The sequence below is a fragment of the Pseudomonas sp. QS1027 genome (assembly GCF_002814235.1).
Taxonomy (GTDB): domain Bacteria; phylum Pseudomonadota; class Gammaproteobacteria; order Pseudomonadales; family Pseudomonadaceae; genus Aquipseudomonas.
In genome coordinates, this window is record NZ_PHSU01000026.1 from 17171 (window position 1) to 33793 (window position 16623).

Genomic DNA, 16623 nt, shown 5'->3' on the forward strand with positions numbered 1-16623 from the left:
GCCTCAGCGCACCAGGCACGGGCGCTTGTTGTTGAACGACCAGCCGGGAATCAGGAACTGCATCGCCACGGCGTCGTCGCGGGCGCCGAGGCCCATGTTCTTGTAGCACTCATGGGCCTTGGCCACCGCGTCCATATCCAGTTCGATACCCAATCCCGGCTTTTGCGGGACCTGGATAAAACCGTCGACGATCTGCAACGGCTCCCTGGTCAGGCCCTGGCCGTCCTGCCAGATCCAGTGGGTGTCGATGGCGGTGATCTCACCCGGCGCGGCAGCGGCCACATGGGTGAACATCGCCAGGGAAATATCGAAGTGGTTGTTGGAATGCGAGCCCCAGGTCAGGCCCCATTCATGACACATCTGCGCGACCCGGACCGAACCCTGCATGGTCCAGAAATGCGGGTCGGCGAGGGGAATATCGACGGCATGCAACTGAATCGCATGACCCATTTCCCGCCAGTCGGTGGCGATCATATTGGTCGCCGTCGGCAGGCCCGTGGCCCGGCGGAACTCGGCCATGACTTCGCGACCGGAATAGCCATTCTCGGCACCGCAAGGGTCCTCGGCATAAGCCAGTACATGGTGTTGATCACGGCACAGGGCGATGGCCTCTTTCAGCGACCAGGCACCGTTGGGGTCAAGGGTGATCCGCGCCAGGGGGAAGCGCTCGGCCAGGGCCGTCACCGCGTCGATTTCCGCCGCGCCACTGAGCACGCCGCCCTTGAGTTTGAAGTCATTGAAGCCGTAACGCGCCTGGGCGGCTTCGGCGAGCTTGACGATGGCCTCGGGGGTCATCGCCTCTTCGTGACGCAGGCGGAACCAGGCGTCATCCGCCCCGGCTTCATTTCGGTAGGCCAGGTCGGTCTTGCCGCGATCACCGATATAGAACAGATAACCCAGCACCTTCACCGCCTCGCGCTGCTGCCCCTCACCCAGCAAGGCCGCCACGGGCACACCGAGGAACTGGCCGAGCAGGTCGAGCAGCGCGGCTTCCAGGGCCGTCACCGCATGAATGGTGATGCGCAGGTCGAAGGTCTGCTGGCCGCGACCGCCGGCATCGCGCTCGGCGAAGGTGCGGCGCACCTGGTTGAGCAGCTTCTGGTAGTTGCCGATGGACTGCCCCAGCAACAGCGAACGGGCATCTTCCAGGGTCGCGCGGATACGCTCGCCGCCCGGTACTTCACCGACGCCGGTGCGACCGCTGCTGTCGGTGATGATCACGATATTGCGGGTGAAAAACGGACCATGGGCACCGCTCAGGTTCAGCAGCATGCTGTCGTGGCCGGCCACCGGGATGACCTGCAAGCTGGTGATGACGGGGGCCTGGCCGGCCGCGTGCAAAGTGTTTGTCGTCATGATGGGTACCTGTGTTCAACCGCAGTCTTTAATGGGATTTGTTCAGGGCCGGGCTGACCGATCCCGGCAATGTGTGGGTCGGTTTGGGCTGGGTGCGGGCAAAGAACACCAGGATCGCGGCGATCACCGAAGCCGCCGCCAGGCCGTACAAGCCGCCCTGGATCGAACCGGTGTGCTCCTCCAGCCAGCCGAAGGTCGTCGGCGCGACGAAACCGCCGAGGTTGCCCGTGGAGTTGACCAGGGCAATCACCGCCGCGGCGATGCGCGCATCCAGGTACGCCTGGGGAATCGGCCAGAACAGCGACGAGGCGGACTTGAAGCCGATGGCCGCGAAGCACACCGCGACAAAGGCGAAGATCGGCCCGCCGGTGGTGGACATGAACATCCCCAGCGCGGCGATCAGCAGCGCCGAGGCGACCCAGGCCTGCTGGTGTTTCCACTTGCCCGAGGCGGCCGCGAAGGCATACATGGCAATGATCGAGATCAGCCAGGGAATCGAGTTGAAGAAACCCACCTGCAGGTCGCTCATCTGGCCCATCTTCTTGATGATGCTCGGCAGCCAGAAGGTGGCGGCATAGATGGTCAGCTGGATGCAGAAATACAACACGCAGAACAACAGGATCTGGCGATCCTTGAGCAGGCTCCAGATCGACGGCTTGATCGGCATCGAGGCGTCGCGCTGCTGCTGTTCGTCTTCGATGACCTGCACCAGCACCTGTTGCTCGGCGACACTCAGCCACTTCGCGTCCTTGGGCGTGGAGTCGAGCCAGAACCAGGTGAAGCCGCAGAGCACCACCGAGGCCAGGCCTTCGATGATGAACATCCACTGCCAGCCGTGCCAGCCGAAACCTTCGAGCTGCAACAGGGCCCCGGACAGCGGGCCGGAAATCAGCGAGGCCACGGCCGAGCCGCTGAGGAAGATGGCGATCGCCTTGCCGCGCTCAACCCCTGGCAGCCAGCGGGTGAAGTAGTAGATCACCCCGGGAAAGAAGCCGGCCTCGGCCACCCCGAGCAGGAAACGCAGGATATAGAAGTGGGTTTCGTTCTGGACAAAGGCCATGGCCGTGGCGACCAGTCCCCAGGTGAACATGATGCGGGTCAGCCAGAGCCGTGCGCCGACCTTCTGCAAGAGGATATTGGACGGCACTTCGAACAGGGCATAACCGATAAAGAACAACCCGGCCCCAAAACCGTAGGCGGCGGCGCCGATCCCCAGGTCGTGTTCCAGGTGCGTGCGCACGAAGCCGATGTTCACCCGGTCGATGTAGTTGACGATAAACATGATGACGAACAGCGGCAGCACATGGCGCTTGACCTTCGCCACGGCGACGGCCAGCAAGGAATCGCGTTCCGCTGTTGCGGACGTATCCAGGGTGTTGTTCACGACGAGTCTCCCACGGGTTATTTTTGTGTGCGGGGGTGCTGGATCAGACGAACCAGTCGACAGTCATCATACGAGTAGAAAAATAGGGCAACAAGTGCCCAGATTGCGATTTCTGGACAGGAATCGCCGATGGCGAACGCAAAAAATATCAAACAAAATAATATCTATTTGATTTATAAGTACTTTATCAAAAATAAAAATATCCATCAGCGGTCCACAAAAAGGCTTGGCCAGCGCCATCATTTAGAAAGAACGGCTTCTGACTTCAAGTTGTCATACATGCTGACGGTCATTGCTACGCCTCTTGTCATACGAGTGTTAAGCTTTCCCCTCGCCCCTGCGTGACACGCCCATGAACACTGAAACCGCCCCCTCTGCGCCGCGGCGCAAACGCAGCCCCAACCTGGCCCACGACCTGGTCGATCACCTGACCCAACAGATTCGCCTGGGGCATTTGAAGCCGGGCGACAAGCTGCCGTCGGAAAGCGCCATTGTCTGCGAGCACAAGGTCAGCCGTACGGTGGTGCGCGAGGCGATTTCCAAATTGCAGGCGTCGGGCTGGGTGGAAACCCATCATGGTGTCGGCAGTTTCGTGCTGGAGCGCCAGGAGCCCCACGGCCTGCGCCTGAATGTGGAAACCGCGTTGAGCGTGCGCGATCTGCTGGAACTGCGCCTGGGCCTGGAGACCCAGGCGGCGGCACTGGCGGCACGCAGGCGCAGCGATGAGCACCTCAAGCAGATGCGTGCGGCGCTGGATGAGTATCGGAGCCTGCTGGCCAACAACGACAGTTGCGTGGCGGCCGACCAGCGTTTTCACCTGCTGATCGCCGAAGCCACCGGCAATGCCTACTTTTCCGAGATCCTGCTGCACCTGGGCAGCTCGATGATTCCGCGCACCCGGGTGCCGGGGGCGGAGCGCGGCGATGCCGACCTGGCGCAACTGGGCCAGCTCGCCAGCCTGGAACACGAGGCGATCCTCAACGCCATCCGCCGCCAGGACCCGGATGCCGCGCGGGCGGCGATGTGGACGCACCTGAGCAACAGCCGCGAGCGGTTTTCCCGCGAATGACCCGCCGAGTTCTGTAGGAGCCAGCTTGCTGGCGATCAGCCGGCAGGCTGAGGTTTTGGCCGTGCTGCGCGAATCGCTATCGCCGGCAAGCCGGCTCCTACAAAAGCGGCGTTGGGCTCAGGATCAGCGGTGGTCACACCTCATCCGCCGCAATCCGCCGACAATCCTCCGGCCCCAGCAGGCGGCCATCCTCGGCGCGCAGTTCCAGCGGTCGCAACGCCGCGCCCTGCTGCTGATCGACCATCACTGAATGGCGCTCACCCGGCTCGTAGAGGTATGCCTCACCCCACTGGCGCAAACCGATGATCAGGTGGAACAACCCCTTGCCCTTCGCCGTCAACACGTACTCCTGATACGCGCTGCCATCGGACGCCGGGACAATCTCCAGCACGCCATGGGCCACCAGGTTTTTCAGCCGCGTCGCGAGAATATTCTTGGCCATGCCCAGATTGCGCTGGAACTCGCCAAAACGACGGATGCCGTCGAACGCATCACGAATGATCAGCAACGACCAGCCATCGCCGATGGCATCCAGTGCCCGGGCCACCGGACATTCGCCCCCCTCCAGACTCGAACGCTTGACCATGGCCTGAAGCTCCGCCGAAAAAAATGTGGTTGCAATATAAAACCAGTCTCTCCAGGGTACAACTGGTTTCAAAAAGCAACCACAAATCCGGAGCCGATCATGGAATCTGAAGCACCGCTCACCGCCCACGCCCTGGACACCGCCACACGCCTGCCCGGCGCGGTGGTGCTGCTGTTCGCCGTCGCCTGCGGGTTGTCGGTGGGCAATGTCTATTTCGCCCAACCGCTGCTGGACGCCATGGCCGAGACCTTCGCCATGGACCACGCCAGCGTGGGCATCGTGATCAGCCTGACGCAGATCGGCTACGGGCTGGGCCTGTTGTTGCTGGTTCCGCTCGGCGACCTGTTCAACCGCCGGCGCCTGATCGTCGGGCAGATGCTGCTTTCGGTGGTGGCGCTGCTGGTCACCGCCCTGGCCCCCAGCAGTGCCTGGTTGCTGATGGGATTGGCCGGCGTCGGCCTGCTGGCCGTGGTGACCCAGGTGCTGGTGGCCTATGCCGCCCATCTGGCAGCACCGGGTGAACGCGGCCAGGTGGTCGGGACGGTCACCAGCGGTATCGTGGTCGGCCTGCTGCTCGCCCGCAGTGTGGCCGGCGGCATGGCCGACCTGGCCGGTTGGCGTTCGGTGTACCTGCTGTCATCGGGACTGACACTGGTCATGGCGCTGGCCCTCTGGCGGGTGCTGCCCAAGCACGAACCGACGAAGATGCGACAGCCGTATGGGGCGCTGATCGTTTCGGTCTTCACGCTGTTCAAGGAGGAAAAGGTCCTGCGGGATCGGGCCGTGCTGGCGATGCTGATCTTTGCCGCTGGCACGGTGTTGTGGACGCCATTGGTGTTGCCCCTGAGCGCCCCGCCGCTGTCGCTGTCCCACACCGAGATCGGCCTGTTCGGCCTGGCCGGAGCCGCCAGTGCCCTGGGCGCCGCCCGGGCCGGGCAACTGGCGGATCGCGGCTGGGCGCAATGGACCAGCGGTGGCGCCTTGTTGCTGATGCTGCTGTCCTGGCTGCCGATTGCCTTTACCCAATCGTCGTTGTGGGCCTTGCTGCTGGGGGTGATTGCCCTGGACCTGGGCTTGCAGGCGGCGCATGTCACCAGCCAGACGCTGATCTATAGCGTCAGGCCGCAGGCGCAAAGCCGGCTGGCGGCGGGTTACATGGTGTTTTATTCGGTGGGTAGTGCGGCGGGAGCCGTCGGGGCGACGACGGTGTATGCCTGGGCGGGTTGGCTGGGGGTTTGTCTGTTGGGGGCCGCGATCAGCACTGCGGCACTGGGCTATTGGTTGTGGTCGGTAAGATCGGGGGAAAATCCTGAACCTGAGGGTTTCGGCTGTACATGACACTCGACTCAACGCAGAAACTGTAGGAGCCGGCTTGCTGGCGATCAGCCGGCAGGCTGGGCTGTTCGCGGTGCCGCACAGATCGCTATCGCCAGCAAGCCGGCTCCTACAGGTTTCGGTCGTGCCGGACAGCCTTCAATCCTTGCCGCGCACCATGCTTTCCAACACCCCATCCCGGCGAATCCAGCCATGGAACAGCGCCGCCGCCAGGTGCACCAATACCGTCAGGAACAACAGATACGCCAGGTAGCCATGGGCTTTGCGCAAAAAGGCAAAGGTCGTCGGATTGGCCGGCACGATCGACGGCAATTGCAGTGAACTGCTCAGCATCACCGGATCCCCCGCCGCCGAAATCATCGCCCAGCCCAGCAGCGGCAATACCAGCATCAGGGCATACAGCAACACATGGGACAACTTCGCCGCCAGCACCTGCCAGCCCGGCAAGTCTTTCGGCAACGGCGGTTGGCGGGTACTGAAACGCACCACCAGACGCACCACCACCAACAGCAGAATCGCAATCCCCAGCGGCTTGTGCAGGTGCAGCAACCACTCATGCCGTTCGGACACCGAGGCCGCCATGCCGGCACCGATAAACAGCATCGCCAGGATCATCAGCGCCATCAGCCAATGCAGCAGGCGCGCCAGGGGCGCGAAGTGATTCGAAGGGGCGCTCATGGGCGGGACTCCTGTGGCGAATGGGCAGCGGGCAAGGAGCCGACTTCACTGGTACGACGCAGATAGGAACTGGCATAGGCCGCCGAACGCGCCGCCAGCAGGGGATCGGCCGAGGCCTCGATGCCGCTCGGCAGGATCAGCGGGTCGTAGTTGATATCGCGGCAATCGCCGTCATCCTGGGGCTGGGTGCTCTCCAGCACCAGGGTGCCGGCGTTGAGCACCTTGTGCTCGCCGGTCCACTGCCGGCTGGCATCGTCCGTCGGGTCGCCGGGATTGGCCAGGGTCAGGCGCAACTGCCATTTCAGCGGCCCGGCTGCCAGGCGCTGCGCCAGGTCCTTGGCAAGGAAATCGGCACCGTCCGGCGCCGTCGCGCCCGCGGCATCCTGGCTCAGCGGCACCAGCCCCCAGCGCACGGCCTGGCGCTGGCCGGCCGCGTCGACCAGGTAGAAGGCATTCAGGCCGTTGTAGCTTTCGGTGGCGTAGCTGGCCGACGGCTTGGCGGTCTTGACCCATTGCAGGAACGGCGCGGTTTCCGGATGACTGGCGAAGAACGCCGCCATGGCCGCCGGGTTCGGCTTGCCGGTACTCGGGTCGGGCGAGGCCGCCTTGAGTTGCTGGAAAAATGCCTCGGGGGTGCCTACCGGAAACACCGGCATGCTGTTCATCCCGGTGCGCCATTGCTGGCCGTTGGCCTGGGTGAAACGCAAGCCGAGGCTGCGAATCGGTACGCTGCTGTCCGGTGCGTAGGGATTGCCACTGGGCAAGGCAAAACGTCCTTCCACCGGTACGCTGCCTTCGCGAAAGACCTGGGCAGTGGAATAGGCACGGGCGGCATCGCTGCTTTCAAAATACCCGGCCACGCACACCCCCTTGGCATGGTTGCGTCTGAAGCCGGGATGCAGGCCGTTGTTTTTCTCGAAGGTATTGACGATACGCCCGGGCGTCAGGCGCTCCGGGTCGAGCCGACCGTTGACATAGGCAAAGGCTCCGACCAGGGCGGCGAGCACGGCGGCAATGCCGGCCAGGCGCAAGACCTTGCTTGAGCCGCTGAGGGGCGGTGGTGTGTGATCTACCATGAAAAACTCCAGGGCCTCAGGCGGCCACACGGTGAAGGAGCTATAAGACGAAGGTCGTCCGGGTTTATTCCAGGCGCCCCGATTTATTTTTTCGGATATTTATTTTCCGCCCGTTGGAATAACCTTCGAGGCCAGGCGTCTTGCTAGTCCAAGCGTAGTGACTGGTTAAAAACCTGCAGGACTCCATGAACGATCTCGATGAGCAGTTACGTGAACTGATCCCGCGGATGCGGCGCTTCGCCGTGTCGCTGACGCGCAATCCCAGCAGCGCCGACGACCTGGTCCAGGCCAGCCTGGAGCGGGCCCTGTCGAGTTGGGGCGACAAACGGGCCGAAGGCGACCTGCGGGCCTGGCTGTTCTCGATCCTGTATCGCCAGTTCATCGACTCCCACCGTCGCGGCAAGCGTTATGCGCGGATGCTCGAGTTCTTTACCGGTCGCGACGATGCCCAGCCCTCGGTGGAACGCACGGTGGTGGCCCAGTCGACCCTGGAAGCCTTCGAGCTGTTGCCCACCGAACAACGGGCCTTGTTGCTCTGGGTCTCGGTGGAAGGCTTGAGTTACAAGGAAGTCGCCGAAATCCTCGACGTCCCCACCGGCACCGTGATGTCGCGTCTGTCCCGCGCCCGCCAGGCCCTGCGCCAACTCAGCGAAGGCGAAATCACCAGCCCCTCCCTGCGGATATTGAAATGATCACTATTCCTCCAAGCGAACGCGACCTGCACGCCTACGTCGATCATCAGCTCAGCGACGCCGACCGGCAGTTGCTGGAGACGTACCTGGCGAGCAACCCGGAACTGGCCGAACAGGTCCGCGACTGGCAGCGCGATGCCCAGCATTTGCGCGCAGCCCTGGGCGGTGCCTTGCAGATGCCGGCGAACCCGGCGCTGGACCCGACAGTGATTCGCCGACGCCTGCGCGGTCAGTCCCGTCGGCACTTCGCCAGCGCCGCGGTGTTGCTGATTGCCGTGAGCATCGGCGGTGTCAGCGGCTGGCAGGCGCGGCAGATGACCTTCCCGCTGCCCGCGCCGATGGCCGACGCGGTCCAGGCCTATCGCATGTTCGCCACCCAGGACATCCTGCCGGCAGACTTCAAGGTCGAGCAGAGCGGCGACCTGCAAGGCTGGCTCGACCGTTACTTCACCCAGGCCAACCGTTTGCCGAACCTGCAGAACGCCGGGTTCAAGCCGGTCAGTGCGCGCTTGCTGAGCACCGAGCAGGGCGCGGCGGCGATGGTCTTGTATGAGAACCCGCAAGGGCAGCGGATCAGCTACTACGTACGGCCACCGGGCCCGCAGAATCATCTGCTGGACCGTGGTGGGCGGCGGGATGGCGAGCTGCAGACCGAGTACTGGTCCGGCAGCGGCTACAACTACGCGATGGTGGCTCCGGCGGACAGCCCGGCGGCGCAGTTGCTGCAGCAGACCACGCGGTTCTAGGCAAGGCAAACCACGCTACTGCGCGGCACCAAATATCTGCGACGGCCGCCGCAACAACGGATCAAATGGATTGATCCGTGGCCCGATCGCCGCCGCCTCACGCTTGAGCAACTCCACCACCGTCGGCAGGCGATCCGGTCCCAGGCGGTCGCTGATGGTGGCCACGCTCAACGCCGCCACTGCCCGCCCCTCGCGATCCAGAATCGGTACCGCCACCCCGGCCATGCCCTGCAACACCCCGGTGTTGCGGCCGGCATACCCGAGCTTGCGCACATTCTCCACCTCCGAACGCAGCAGCACCTCGTCATACAGATGGAAATCCCGCAGGCGCGGCAGGTTGTAGCGGATCACCGTTTCCCGCTCCTCTTCCGGCAGGAAAGCAAGGATCGCCAAACTGCCCTGCCCCACCCCCAGGGCCACGCGCCCACCGATATCGCCGGTAAAGGTGCGGATCGGAAAGGGTCCTTCGCTACGGTCCAGGCAGATCGCATCAAAGCCGCTGCGGGCCAGGAGGAACAGCGAATCCCCCAGCGATGCCGACAAACGCAATAACGCCGGTCGTACCAGTTCACGCAGATTGCCGGTTTGCCCGGCCCGGGCCGCCAGGGCAAAAAAGTCCAGGCTCAGGCGATAACGCTTGCTGCGCCCGTCCTGCTCGACCATGCCCTCGTCCACCAGGCTGCGCAGCAGCCGATGCGTGGTCGGCTGGGACAAACCGACCCGCTCGGCCAACTGGGTCACCCGTTCGCCGCCCTCCGGCGTCTCCCCCAGGCTACGCAGCACGGCAAACAGCCGCGACACCGCGCTGACACCCACTTCGCTTTTCTTATCATTCCGTTCAGTGGAATCCATTGGCACTTTTCTCGCCTGAAAATTTGTTCAATGAATGAAAGTGAAAATAATCATTCTTTCAGTGAAATTCACTCTTTCGCACATCCTAGGCTTCGTCCTACTCTGCGTCCACAAGGGGCGATTCGAACAACACCGGTAGCCGACACACGTCGAGCACCACGCACCCCCGGCAATACCCTTTCGTCTCTGCCCATGACAAAAAAAGTGCGCCCCGGCGTACACAACAACACACAGGTGGAACGCAGTTATGGCCTTTCTACGACTTGAAGGCGTGTACAAGCGTTACGGCGAGATCGATGCCGTAGTCGCCACGCATCTCTCGGTGGACAAGGGCGAGTTCGTCTCGCTGCTCGGTCCCTCCGGTTGCGGCAAGACCACGACCCTGCAAATGATCGCCGGCTTCGTCGAAGTCAGCGCCGGCGCGATTCTTCTCGACAACCGCGATATCACCCACGCCAAGCCCAGCAGTCGTGGTCTCGGTGTGGTGTTCCAGAGCTACGCGCTGTTTCCCCATATGAGTGTCGAGGACAACGTCGCCTTCGGCCTGCGCATGCGCAAGGTGCCGGCCGCCGAAGTGCGCAAGCGGGTGGCGACGGTGTTGCAACTGGTGCGTCTGCACCAGCACGCCGAGCGTTATCCGCGCGAGCTGTCCGGCGGCCAGCGCCAGCGGGTCGCCCTGGCCCGCGCCCTGGTGATCGAACCGCCGGTGCTGTTGCTCGACGAACCGTTGTCCAACCTCGACGCCAATCTGCGCGAAGAGATGCAGTTCGAGATTCGCCGCATCCAGCGCGAAGTCGGCATCACCACCCTGATGGTCACCCACGACCAGGCCGAAGCACTCTCCATCAGCGACCGCGTGGTGGTGATGCAGGCCGGGCGCATCACCCAGATCGACGAACCCTACAAACTCTACGAACACCCGCGCACACGCTTTATTTCCGGCTTCGTCGGCAAGGCCAACCTGCTGCCCGGGGACCGCGATGCCAGTGGTTGCCCGCAAGTCCGCCAACTGCCGGGCGAAGGCGAATTGACCCTGAGCCTGCGCCCGGAAAAGATCGACCTGCTGGCCGCCGGCAGCGGGCGCCTGCCCGGCAAAATCCTCAGCCGGTTCTTTCTCGGCAGCCAGTGGCTGTACCGGATCGACACCGTCATCGGCGAGATCACGGTGGTGCGCCGCAATGACGGTTCGGCGCCGCTGAACGAAGGCACGGCGGTGGGCCTGGATTGGCCGGCCGAGCTGTTGCGGGTGCTGGAGCACGGCGAGGTGCCGGCATGAGCCTGCTCGCGCGGATGCGCCAGGGGCGGCGCGGTTACCTGTTGTCGGCGCCGGCGCTGCTGCTCTACCTCGGCCTGCTGATCCTGCCGCTGGGCCTGACCGCCGTGCTTTCGTTCAACGTCTTCGATTACCAGACCGGGGTCAAAAACGACGCCTACACACTGGAACACTACGGTGTGCTGTTCAGCGATCCGTACTTCTATGAAATCTTCCTGCGGACCTTCTGGATCAGCGGCCTGACCACCCTGCTCTGCGTGCTGATCGGGGTGCCCGAAGCCTACATCCTCAGCCGCATGGGCACACCCTGGCGCTCGATCTTCCTGATCCTGATCCTCACCCCGCTGCTGATTTCGGTGGTGGTCCGGGCTTTCGGCTGGAGCCTCCTGCTCGGCGCCGACGGCCTGGTCAACCAGAGCCTGCAAGCCTTCGGCCTGGCGCCGATGAAGCTGCTCTACACGCCGTTCGCGGTGGTGATCGCCCTGGTCCACGTGATGCTGCCGTTCATGATCATCCCGGTCTGGACCTCGCTGCAAAAGCTCGATCCGGCCGCCGAACAGGCCGCGCTGTCCCTCGGCGCCAGCCACACCACGGTGATGCGCCTGGTGGTATTGCCGCAGGTCATGCCCGGGGTGTTGTCCGGCACGCTGATCGTGTTCGGCCTCTCGGCCAGTTCCTTCGCGATTCCCGGCCTGCTCGGCGGACGCCGGCTGAAGATGGTCGCGACCCTGGTCTACGACCAGTACCTCTCGGAACTCAACTGGCCGATGGGCGCGGCGATTGCCGTGGTGCTGTTGCTGCTCAACCTGCTGATCATGCTGTCATGGAACCGGATGATCGAGCGTCGCTACAAAAAATCTTTGGGGGCCGCGTAAATGTCCAGAAACGGCCCGTTGGCCCTGCTGTTCCACAGCCTGATCGTGGTGTTCATGATGGCGCCGCTGGTGGTGGTGTGCCTGGTGGCCTTCACCCCGGAAAACACCCTGAGCCTGCCGACCACGCACTTCTCGTTGCGCTGGTTCCGCGCGGTGTTCGAACGCGCAGACTTTGTCCAGGCGTTCTACAACAGCCTGATCCTGGCCTTCAGCGCCGCCAGCCTGGCGACCCTGATCGCGGTCCCGGCGGCCCTGGCGATGACCCGTCACCAGTTTCCCGGGCGGGACTTTCTCAATGGCCTGTTTCTCTCGCCGATCATCATCCCGCACCTGGTGCTCGGGGTCGCGCTGTTGCGCCTGTTCGCCCTGATGGGGGTCAACGGCAGCTTCGCCTGGTTGATCGCCGCCCATGTGCTGGTGATCACGCCTTATGTGCTGCGCCTGGTATTGGCTGCCGCCATCGGCATGGACCGTAGCGCCGAGCAGGCCGCCGAATCCCTCGGGGCCGGGCGCTTCACGCTGTTCCGCCAGATCACCCTGCCGATGATCCTGCCCGGCGTGGCCGGTGGTTGGCTGCTGGCCTTTATCAATAGCTTCGACGAAGTGACGCTGTCGATCTTCGTCACCTCCCCCTCGACCCAGACCCTGCCGGTGCGCATGTACGTCTACGCCACCGAATCCATCGACCCGATGATGGCGGCGGTCTCGGCCCTGGTGATCGCGCTGACCGCGCTGACGATGATTCTGCTCGACCGGGTCTACGGCCTGGACCGGGTACTGGTAGGCAAACAATGAGGCCGACATGGCGCTGCTGACACGATTGGCCGAAGGCGACCGCCCGGCCCTGGACTTTACCCTCGACGGCGAACCGGCCAGCGGTTTGCAGGGCGATACCCTGCTGACCGCGCTGCTCACCGCCGGTGAATTTCTGCGCCACAGCGACTTCAACGGCGAGCCCCGTGCCGGGTTCTGCCTGATGGGCGCCTGCCAGGATTGCTGGGTCAGGCTGGCCGACGGGCGCCGGGTGCGCGCCTGTTCGACGATGCTCGAAGCCGGGCAGCAAGTGAGTCGGGAAGGGAGAAAACCAGCATGACGTGCGCACCGACAAACAGGTCGTGGCATTTTTCCAGCGGGCGGCGGATTGAGCATGTCTGAGATAGTGATCGTCGGTGCCGGACCGGCCGGTATTCGTGCCGCACAAACCCTGGTTGCCCATGGCCTGCGCCCCTGCCTGCTGGATGAAGCCGCGCGCGGCGGCGGGCAGATCTATCGGCGTCAGCCGGAAAACTTCCGGCGTTCGCCAGTGAAGCTCTATGGGTTCGAAGCCCGCAAGGCCGTCGCGATTCACCAGACCCTGGAGCATCTGCGCGGACAGCTCGACTACCGGCCCGACACCCTGGTGTGGAACGCCGAAGACGCTGCCCTCGACACACTGCAACAAGGCCGGGCCGGGCGCCTCGACTACTCGCAAGTGATCGTCGCCACCGGCGCCACCGACCGGGTGCTGCCGATCCCCGGCTGGACCTTGCCCGGGGTCTACAGTCTCGGCGCCGCGCAGATTGCCCTGAAATACCAGGGCTGTGCCATCGGCCAACGGGTGGTATTCGCCGGCAGCGGACCACTGCTGTATCTGGTGGCCTATCAATATGCCAAGGCCGGGGCGAAGGTGGTGGCGGTGCTCGACAGCACGCCATTCAGCGCCCAGTGCCGCGCCCTGCCCGGCTTGCTCAGGCAACCGCTGACCCTCGCCAAGGGCCTGTATTACCGCAGTTGGCTGACGGCCCACGGTATCCCGGTACATCAGGACGCCCAGCTGCAACAGATTGACGGCGAGCAGCGCGTGCAGTCGTTGCACTGGCGCCAGGGCGGCGTCCCGCGTTCGCTTGACTGCGACGCGCTGGCTTTCGCCCACGGACTGCGCAGCGAAACCCAGTTGGCCGATCTGCTCGGCTGCCGTTTCGCCTGGAACCCCTTGAACCGCGCCTGGCTGCCGGAGCGCGACAGCGCCGGACGCAGCAGCGTGGCGGGCGTATATCTGGCCGGCGATGGCGCCGGGATCATGGGCGCCGACGCGGCGGAAATGGCCGGCGAACGCGCCGCCCTGGCCCTGTTGGAGGACCTCGGCCGCGTCGTCGATCCACATCGAATAGCCTTTCTGGAGAGTCGCCTGGAGCGTATCGGCGGCTTCCGCCAAGGCCTGGAACAGGCCTTCCCCTTCCCTGAACGCTGGGCCGCGGACGCCCCGGACACGCTGATGCTCTGTCGTTGCGAGGAAGTCAGCGTCGGTGAGGTGCGTGGGGTGGTCCGCGAAGGCCACTGGGAAATCAATCGGGTCAAGGCCCATTGCCGGGTCGGCATGGGCCGCTGCCAGGGCCGGATCTGCGGCGCGGCGGCGGCGGAAATCATCGCCTGTGAAAGTGGCCTGGCCCTGGACAGCATTGGTCGCCTGCGGGCCCAGGCGCCCATCAAGCCGCTGCCGTTCGGTGTGGAGGTCGCGCCATGATCGAAGTCGACGTGGTGATTCTCGGCGGTGGCATTGTCGGTGCCTCGGCGGCCCTGGCCCTGAGTCGTCAAGGCCGCAGCGTGACGCTGCTGGAGCGGGACTTCTGCGGCTCGCATTCCAGCGGTGTGAACTACGGCGGCGTGCGCCGCCAGGGTCGACCGTTGTCGCAGTTGCCGCTGTCCCAGCGTGCCCACGGGATCTGGGCCCGTCTGCCTGAGCTGATCGGCATCGACGGTGAATACCAGCGCTCCGGACATCTCAAGCTGGCCCGCAGCCTCGACGACCTGGCCGCCCTGCAAGCCTATGCCGACAGCAGCCAGGGCTTCGGGCTCGACCTGCAAGTGCTTGACCGCGAGCAATTACGCCAACGTTTTCCGTGGGTCGGCCAGGTCGCCGAGGGCGCCTCCTTCTGCCCCGACGACGGTCACGCCAATCCCCGGCTGGTCTCTCCGGCATTTGCCCGGGCCGCCCGCCGGCTCGGCGCGACAGTACTGGAGCAGAGCGAGGTGACCGAGGTCGAGCACGACGGCCGACGTTTTGTCCTGCGCACGCAAAAGGGCCTCGAAGTCCGCGCGCCCTGGCTGCTCAATTGCGCCGGTGCCTGGGCCGGCAGCCTCGCCGCACAGTTCGGTGAAGCGGTGCCGATGCACGCCGGCCATCCGGCGATGCTGGTGACCGAACCCTTGCCCCTGGTGATGGACGCCAGCACCGGTGTCGAGGGCGGCGGCATCTATGCCCGCCAGGTCAGTCGCGGCAACTGCGTATTGGGTGGCGGCCAGGGTTTTGCCCTCGACCACGCCCGGGCCCGACCCGGGCAGAGCGCCGTGCTGGAGATTCTGCGCCAGGCCGTCGAACTCTATCCGTTTCTTGAGGGAGCCCAGGCGATTCGCACCTGGAGCGGCACCGAAGGCTACCTGCCCGACCGCCAGCCGGTGATCGGCCCGAGCAGTACCCAACCCGGCCTGCTGCACGCCTTCGGCTTTGCCGGGGCGGGCTTCCAGATCGCTCCGGCGGTGGGCGAAGTCCTCGCCGAGCTGGTGTGCCAGGGCCAGTCGTCGACGCCGATAGAAGCTTTTTCCATTACCCGTTTCCACGCCACTCCCGCCGTTTGAGCGGGCCGTCAGAACCCAGAGGAAGATCGCGCCATGAAGAAGACTCAACGCAATGCCCTGATCGGTTTGTCCTGCCTGCCTCTCATGGCCCTGCTGAGCGCCGCGCCGGCCCAGGCCGAGCCGACGCTGTACCTGGGCATGAACGGCGGGACCATGGAGCGTTTGTACACCGACGAGGTGCTGCCGCCCTTCGAAAAGGCCAATCACGTCAAGGTGGTCATCGTGCCGGGCACCTCCGCCGACATCCTCGCCAAGGTCCAGGCGAGCAAGGACAATCCGCAGTTGCACGTGATCTTTCTCGATGACGGGATCATGTACCGAGCCATCTCCATGGGCCTGTGCAGCAAGCTCGAAGACAGCCCGACCCTGGCGCAGATCCCGGCCAAGGGCCGGATCAAGGACCAGGCGGTGGCGGTCAGCCTGGGGGTGACCGGGCTGGCCTACAACACCCGGCTGTTCAAGGCAAAAGGCTGGGCCGCGCCGACCTCGTGGATGGACATGGCGGACAGCAAGTACAAGGACAAAGTGGTGTTCCAGTCAATGTCGTCCTCGACCTTCGGCCTCCATGGTTTCCTGATGTTCAACCGGATCCAGGGCGGCAGCGAGACCAATGTCGAGCCGGGTTTCAAGGCCTGGCCGGGTAGTGTGGGACGCAATGTGCTGGAGTACATCCCGAGTTCGGCCAAGCTTTCCGAGATGGTCCAGACCGACGAAGCGGCGCTGTTTCCGCTGACCCCGACCCAGGTCACCGCGCTCAAGCTCAAGGGCATCCCGGTGGAGTACGCGCAACCCAAGGAAGGCGCGGTGGTGCTGAACGTCGCCGAGTGTGCGATTGCCAACAACACCGAGCCGGCCTTGGCGCAGAAACTCGCCGAGTTCCTGCTGACCCCTGAGGCCCAGGCGGCGGCGCTGGAGGATGGCGACCAGATTCCGTCCAACCCCAACACCCCGACCACCGACAAGACCCGCGGCCAGGTCGAGGCCATGAAGCAATATCTGGACACCGCGGTGGCCATCGACTGGGATCAGGTCAACCTGCTGCGGCCTGAGTGGAACGCACGCTGGAACCGCAGTATCGAGCGCTAG

General features: G+C 64.4%; 18 protein-coding genes. 12 read left to right on the top strand and 6 right to left on the bottom strand.

Annotated features, from left to right (window positions below):
- Positions 1-3 precede the first annotated feature (3 nt).
- Together gudD and CWE01_RS22320 are read right to left on the bottom strand one after the other, a co-directional pair.
- Complete coding sequence (gudD, locus tag CWE01_RS22315; RefSeq protein ID WP_100942714.1) at positions 4-1356, bottom strand: glucarate dehydratase; 1353 nt, start codon at positions 1354-1356, stop codon at positions 4-6.
- Positions 1357-1384: 28 nt separating this feature from the next.
- Positions 1385-2740, bottom strand: coding sequence for an MFS transporter (locus tag CWE01_RS22320; protein WP_100942715.1), 1356 nt, complete (start codon positions 2738-2740; stop codon positions 1385-1387).
- Positions 2741-2869: 129 nt separating this feature from the next.
- Here CWE01_RS22320 and CWE01_RS22325 point away from each other — a divergent pair, with 129 nt between their 5' ends.
- Together CWE01_RS22325 and CWE01_RS22330 are read left to right on the top strand one after the other, a co-directional pair.
- On the top strand, positions 2870-3085 hold the full coding sequence (locus CWE01_RS22325; protein ID WP_100942716.1) for a hypothetical protein: 216 nt from the start codon (positions 2870-2872) through the stop codon (positions 3083-3085).
- A gap of 7 nt (positions 3086-3092) precedes the next feature.
- The gene (locus tag CWE01_RS22330; protein WP_100942717.1) at positions 3093-3809 is read left to right on the top strand and encodes a FadR/GntR family transcriptional regulator; all 717 of its coding nucleotides are present in this window, start codon (positions 3093-3095) and stop codon (positions 3807-3809) included.
- A 133-nt stretch (positions 3810-3942) separates the two neighbouring features.
- On the opposite strand, the gene CWE01_RS22335 is transcribed toward CWE01_RS22330, so the two are convergent.
- The gene (locus CWE01_RS22335) at positions 3943-4395 is read right to left on the bottom strand and encodes a helix-turn-helix domain-containing protein (protein WP_100942718.1); all 453 of its coding nucleotides are present in this window, start codon (positions 4393-4395) and stop codon (positions 3943-3945) included.
- Positions 4396-4494: 99 nt separating this feature from the next.
- On the opposite strand from CWE01_RS22335, the gene CWE01_RS22340 reads away from it, so the two are divergent.
- Entirely contained in the window at positions 4495-5733 is a 1239-nt protein-coding gene (locus CWE01_RS22340) for an MFS transporter (RefSeq protein WP_100942719.1), read from the top strand.
- A 135-nt stretch (positions 5734-5868) separates the two neighbouring features.
- On the opposite strand, the gene CWE01_RS22345 is transcribed toward CWE01_RS22340, so the two are convergent.
- Both CWE01_RS22345 and CWE01_RS22350 read right to left on the bottom strand, forming a co-directional pair.
- The gene (locus CWE01_RS22345) at positions 5869-6408 is read right to left on the bottom strand and encodes a cytochrome b (RefSeq protein WP_100942720.1); all 540 of its coding nucleotides are present in this window, start codon (positions 6406-6408) and stop codon (positions 5869-5871) included.
- Positions 6405-7484, bottom strand: a complete 1080-nt coding sequence (locus CWE01_RS22350; protein WP_100942721.1) for a catalase family peroxidase — start codon at positions 7482-7484, stop codon at positions 6405-6407. Before CWE01_RS22350 ends, CWE01_RS22345 begins: the two co-directional genes overlap by 4 nt.
- Before the next feature lie 185 nt (positions 7485-7669).
- Here CWE01_RS22350 and CWE01_RS22355 point away from each other — a divergent pair, with 185 nt between their 5' ends.
- Positions 7670-8176, top strand: coding sequence for an RNA polymerase sigma factor (locus CWE01_RS22355; protein WP_100942722.1), 507 nt, complete (start codon positions 7670-7672; stop codon positions 8174-8176).
- The gene (locus CWE01_RS22360; protein WP_100942723.1) at positions 8173-8922 is read left to right on the top strand and encodes an anti-sigma factor; all 750 of its coding nucleotides are present in this window, start codon (positions 8173-8175) and stop codon (positions 8920-8922) included. The genes CWE01_RS22355 and CWE01_RS22360 overlap by 4 nt, the downstream gene beginning before the upstream one ends.
- A gap of 15 nt (positions 8923-8937) precedes the next feature.
- On the opposite strand, the gene CWE01_RS22365 is transcribed toward CWE01_RS22360, so the two are convergent.
- On the bottom strand, positions 8938-9774 hold the full coding sequence (locus CWE01_RS22365; RefSeq protein WP_100942724.1) for an IclR family transcriptional regulator: 837 nt from the start codon (positions 9772-9774) through the stop codon (positions 8938-8940).
- A 247-nt stretch (positions 9775-10021) separates the two neighbouring features.
- Between CWE01_RS22365 and CWE01_RS22370 the strand changes: the two genes are divergently transcribed.
- Genes CWE01_RS22370 through CWE01_RS22400 form a run of 7 tightly spaced genes read left to right on the top strand, consistent with a single transcriptional unit; the run spans position 10022 to position 16623 of the window.
- Positions 10022-11050: an ABC transporter ATP-binding protein gene (locus tag CWE01_RS22370; protein ID WP_100942725.1), complete on the top strand. Its 1029-nt coding sequence runs from the start codon at positions 10022-10024 to the stop codon at positions 11048-11050.
- Positions 11047-11922 carry an ABC transporter permease gene (locus CWE01_RS22375; protein ID WP_100942726.1) on the top strand — a complete coding sequence of 292 codons (876 nt, stop codon included), beginning with the start codon at positions 11047-11049 and terminating at the stop codon, positions 11920-11922. Before CWE01_RS22370 ends, CWE01_RS22375 begins: the two co-directional genes overlap by 4 nt.
- Positions 11923-12717, top strand: a complete 795-nt coding sequence (locus CWE01_RS22380) for an ABC transporter permease (RefSeq protein WP_100942727.1) — start codon at positions 11923-11925, stop codon at positions 12715-12717. It begins immediately after the preceding gene.
- Between the two features lie 7 nt (positions 12718-12724).
- Positions 12725-13015, top strand: a complete 291-nt coding sequence (locus CWE01_RS22385) for a (2Fe-2S)-binding protein (protein ID WP_100942728.1) — start codon at positions 12725-12727, stop codon at positions 13013-13015.
- A gap of 54 nt (positions 13016-13069) precedes the next feature.
- A complete protein-coding gene (locus tag CWE01_RS22390; protein ID WP_100942729.1) occupies positions 13070-14425 on the top strand; it encodes an NAD(P)/FAD-dependent oxidoreductase in 1356 nt (451 codons plus the stop codon).
- Complete coding sequence (locus CWE01_RS22395; protein ID WP_100942730.1) at positions 14422-15537, top strand: FAD-binding oxidoreductase; 1116 nt, start codon at positions 14422-14424, stop codon at positions 15535-15537. The genes CWE01_RS22390 and CWE01_RS22395 overlap by 4 nt, the downstream gene beginning before the upstream one ends.
- A 33-nt stretch (positions 15538-15570) precedes the next feature.
- A complete protein-coding gene (locus tag CWE01_RS22400) occupies positions 15571-16623 on the top strand; it encodes an ABC transporter substrate-binding protein (protein WP_100942731.1) in 1053 nt (350 codons plus the stop codon).

Excerpts from the sequence above, each read along its gene's own strand:
- CWE01_RS22345 (WP_100942720.1), bottom strand. The coding sequence starts at position 6,408 with ATGAGCGCCCCTTCGAATCACTTCGCGCCCCTGGCGCGCCTGCTGCAT.
- CWE01_RS22350 (WP_100942721.1), bottom strand. The coding sequence starts at position 7,484 with ATGGTAGATCACACACCACCGCCCCTCAGCGGCTCAAGCAAGGTCTTG.
- CWE01_RS22355 (WP_100942722.1), top strand. The coding sequence starts at position 7,670 with ATGAACGATCTCGATGAGCAGTTACGTGAACTGATCCCGCGGATGCGG.
- CWE01_RS22330 (WP_100942717.1), top strand. The coding sequence starts at position 3,093 with ATGAACACTGAAACCGCCCCCTCTGCGCCGCGGCGCAAACGCAGCCCC.
- CWE01_RS22395 (WP_100942730.1), top strand. The coding sequence starts at position 14,422 with ATGATCGAAGTCGACGTGGTGATTCTCGGCGGTGGCATTGTCGGTGCC.
- CWE01_RS22380 (WP_100942727.1), top strand. The coding sequence starts at position 11,923 with ATGTCCAGAAACGGCCCGTTGGCCCTGCTGTTCCACAGCCTGATCGTG.
- CWE01_RS22400 (WP_100942731.1), top strand. The coding sequence starts at position 15,571 with ATGAAGAAGACTCAACGCAATGCCCTGATCGGTTTGTCCTGCCTGCCT.
- CWE01_RS22365 (WP_100942724.1), bottom strand. The coding sequence starts at position 9,774 with ATGGATTCCACTGAACGGAATGATAAGAAAAGCGAAGTGGGTGTCAGC.
- CWE01_RS22325 (WP_100942716.1), top strand. The coding sequence starts at position 2,870 with ATGGCGAACGCAAAAAATATCAAACAAAATAATATCTATTTGATTTAT.
- gudD (WP_100942714.1), bottom strand. The coding sequence starts at position 1,356 with ATGACGACAAACACTTTGCACGCGGCCGGCCAGGCCCCCGTCATCACC.
- CWE01_RS22375 (WP_100942726.1), top strand. The coding sequence starts at position 11,047 with ATGAGCCTGCTCGCGCGGATGCGCCAGGGGCGGCGCGGTTACCTGTTG.
- CWE01_RS22370 (WP_100942725.1), top strand. The coding sequence starts at position 10,022 with ATGGCCTTTCTACGACTTGAAGGCGTGTACAAGCGTTACGGCGAGATC.
- CWE01_RS22335 (WP_100942718.1), bottom strand. The coding sequence starts at position 4,395 with ATGGTCAAGCGTTCGAGTCTGGAGGGGGGCGAATGTCCGGTGGCCCGG.
- CWE01_RS22340 (WP_100942719.1), top strand. The coding sequence starts at position 4,495 with ATGGAATCTGAAGCACCGCTCACCGCCCACGCCCTGGACACCGCCACA.
- CWE01_RS22385 (WP_100942728.1), top strand. The coding sequence starts at position 12,725 with ATGGCGCTGCTGACACGATTGGCCGAAGGCGACCGCCCGGCCCTGGAC.
- CWE01_RS22360 (WP_100942723.1), top strand. The coding sequence starts at position 8,173 with ATGATCACTATTCCTCCAAGCGAACGCGACCTGCACGCCTACGTCGAT.
- CWE01_RS22390 (WP_100942729.1), top strand. The coding sequence starts at position 13,070 with ATGTCTGAGATAGTGATCGTCGGTGCCGGACCGGCCGGTATTCGTGCC.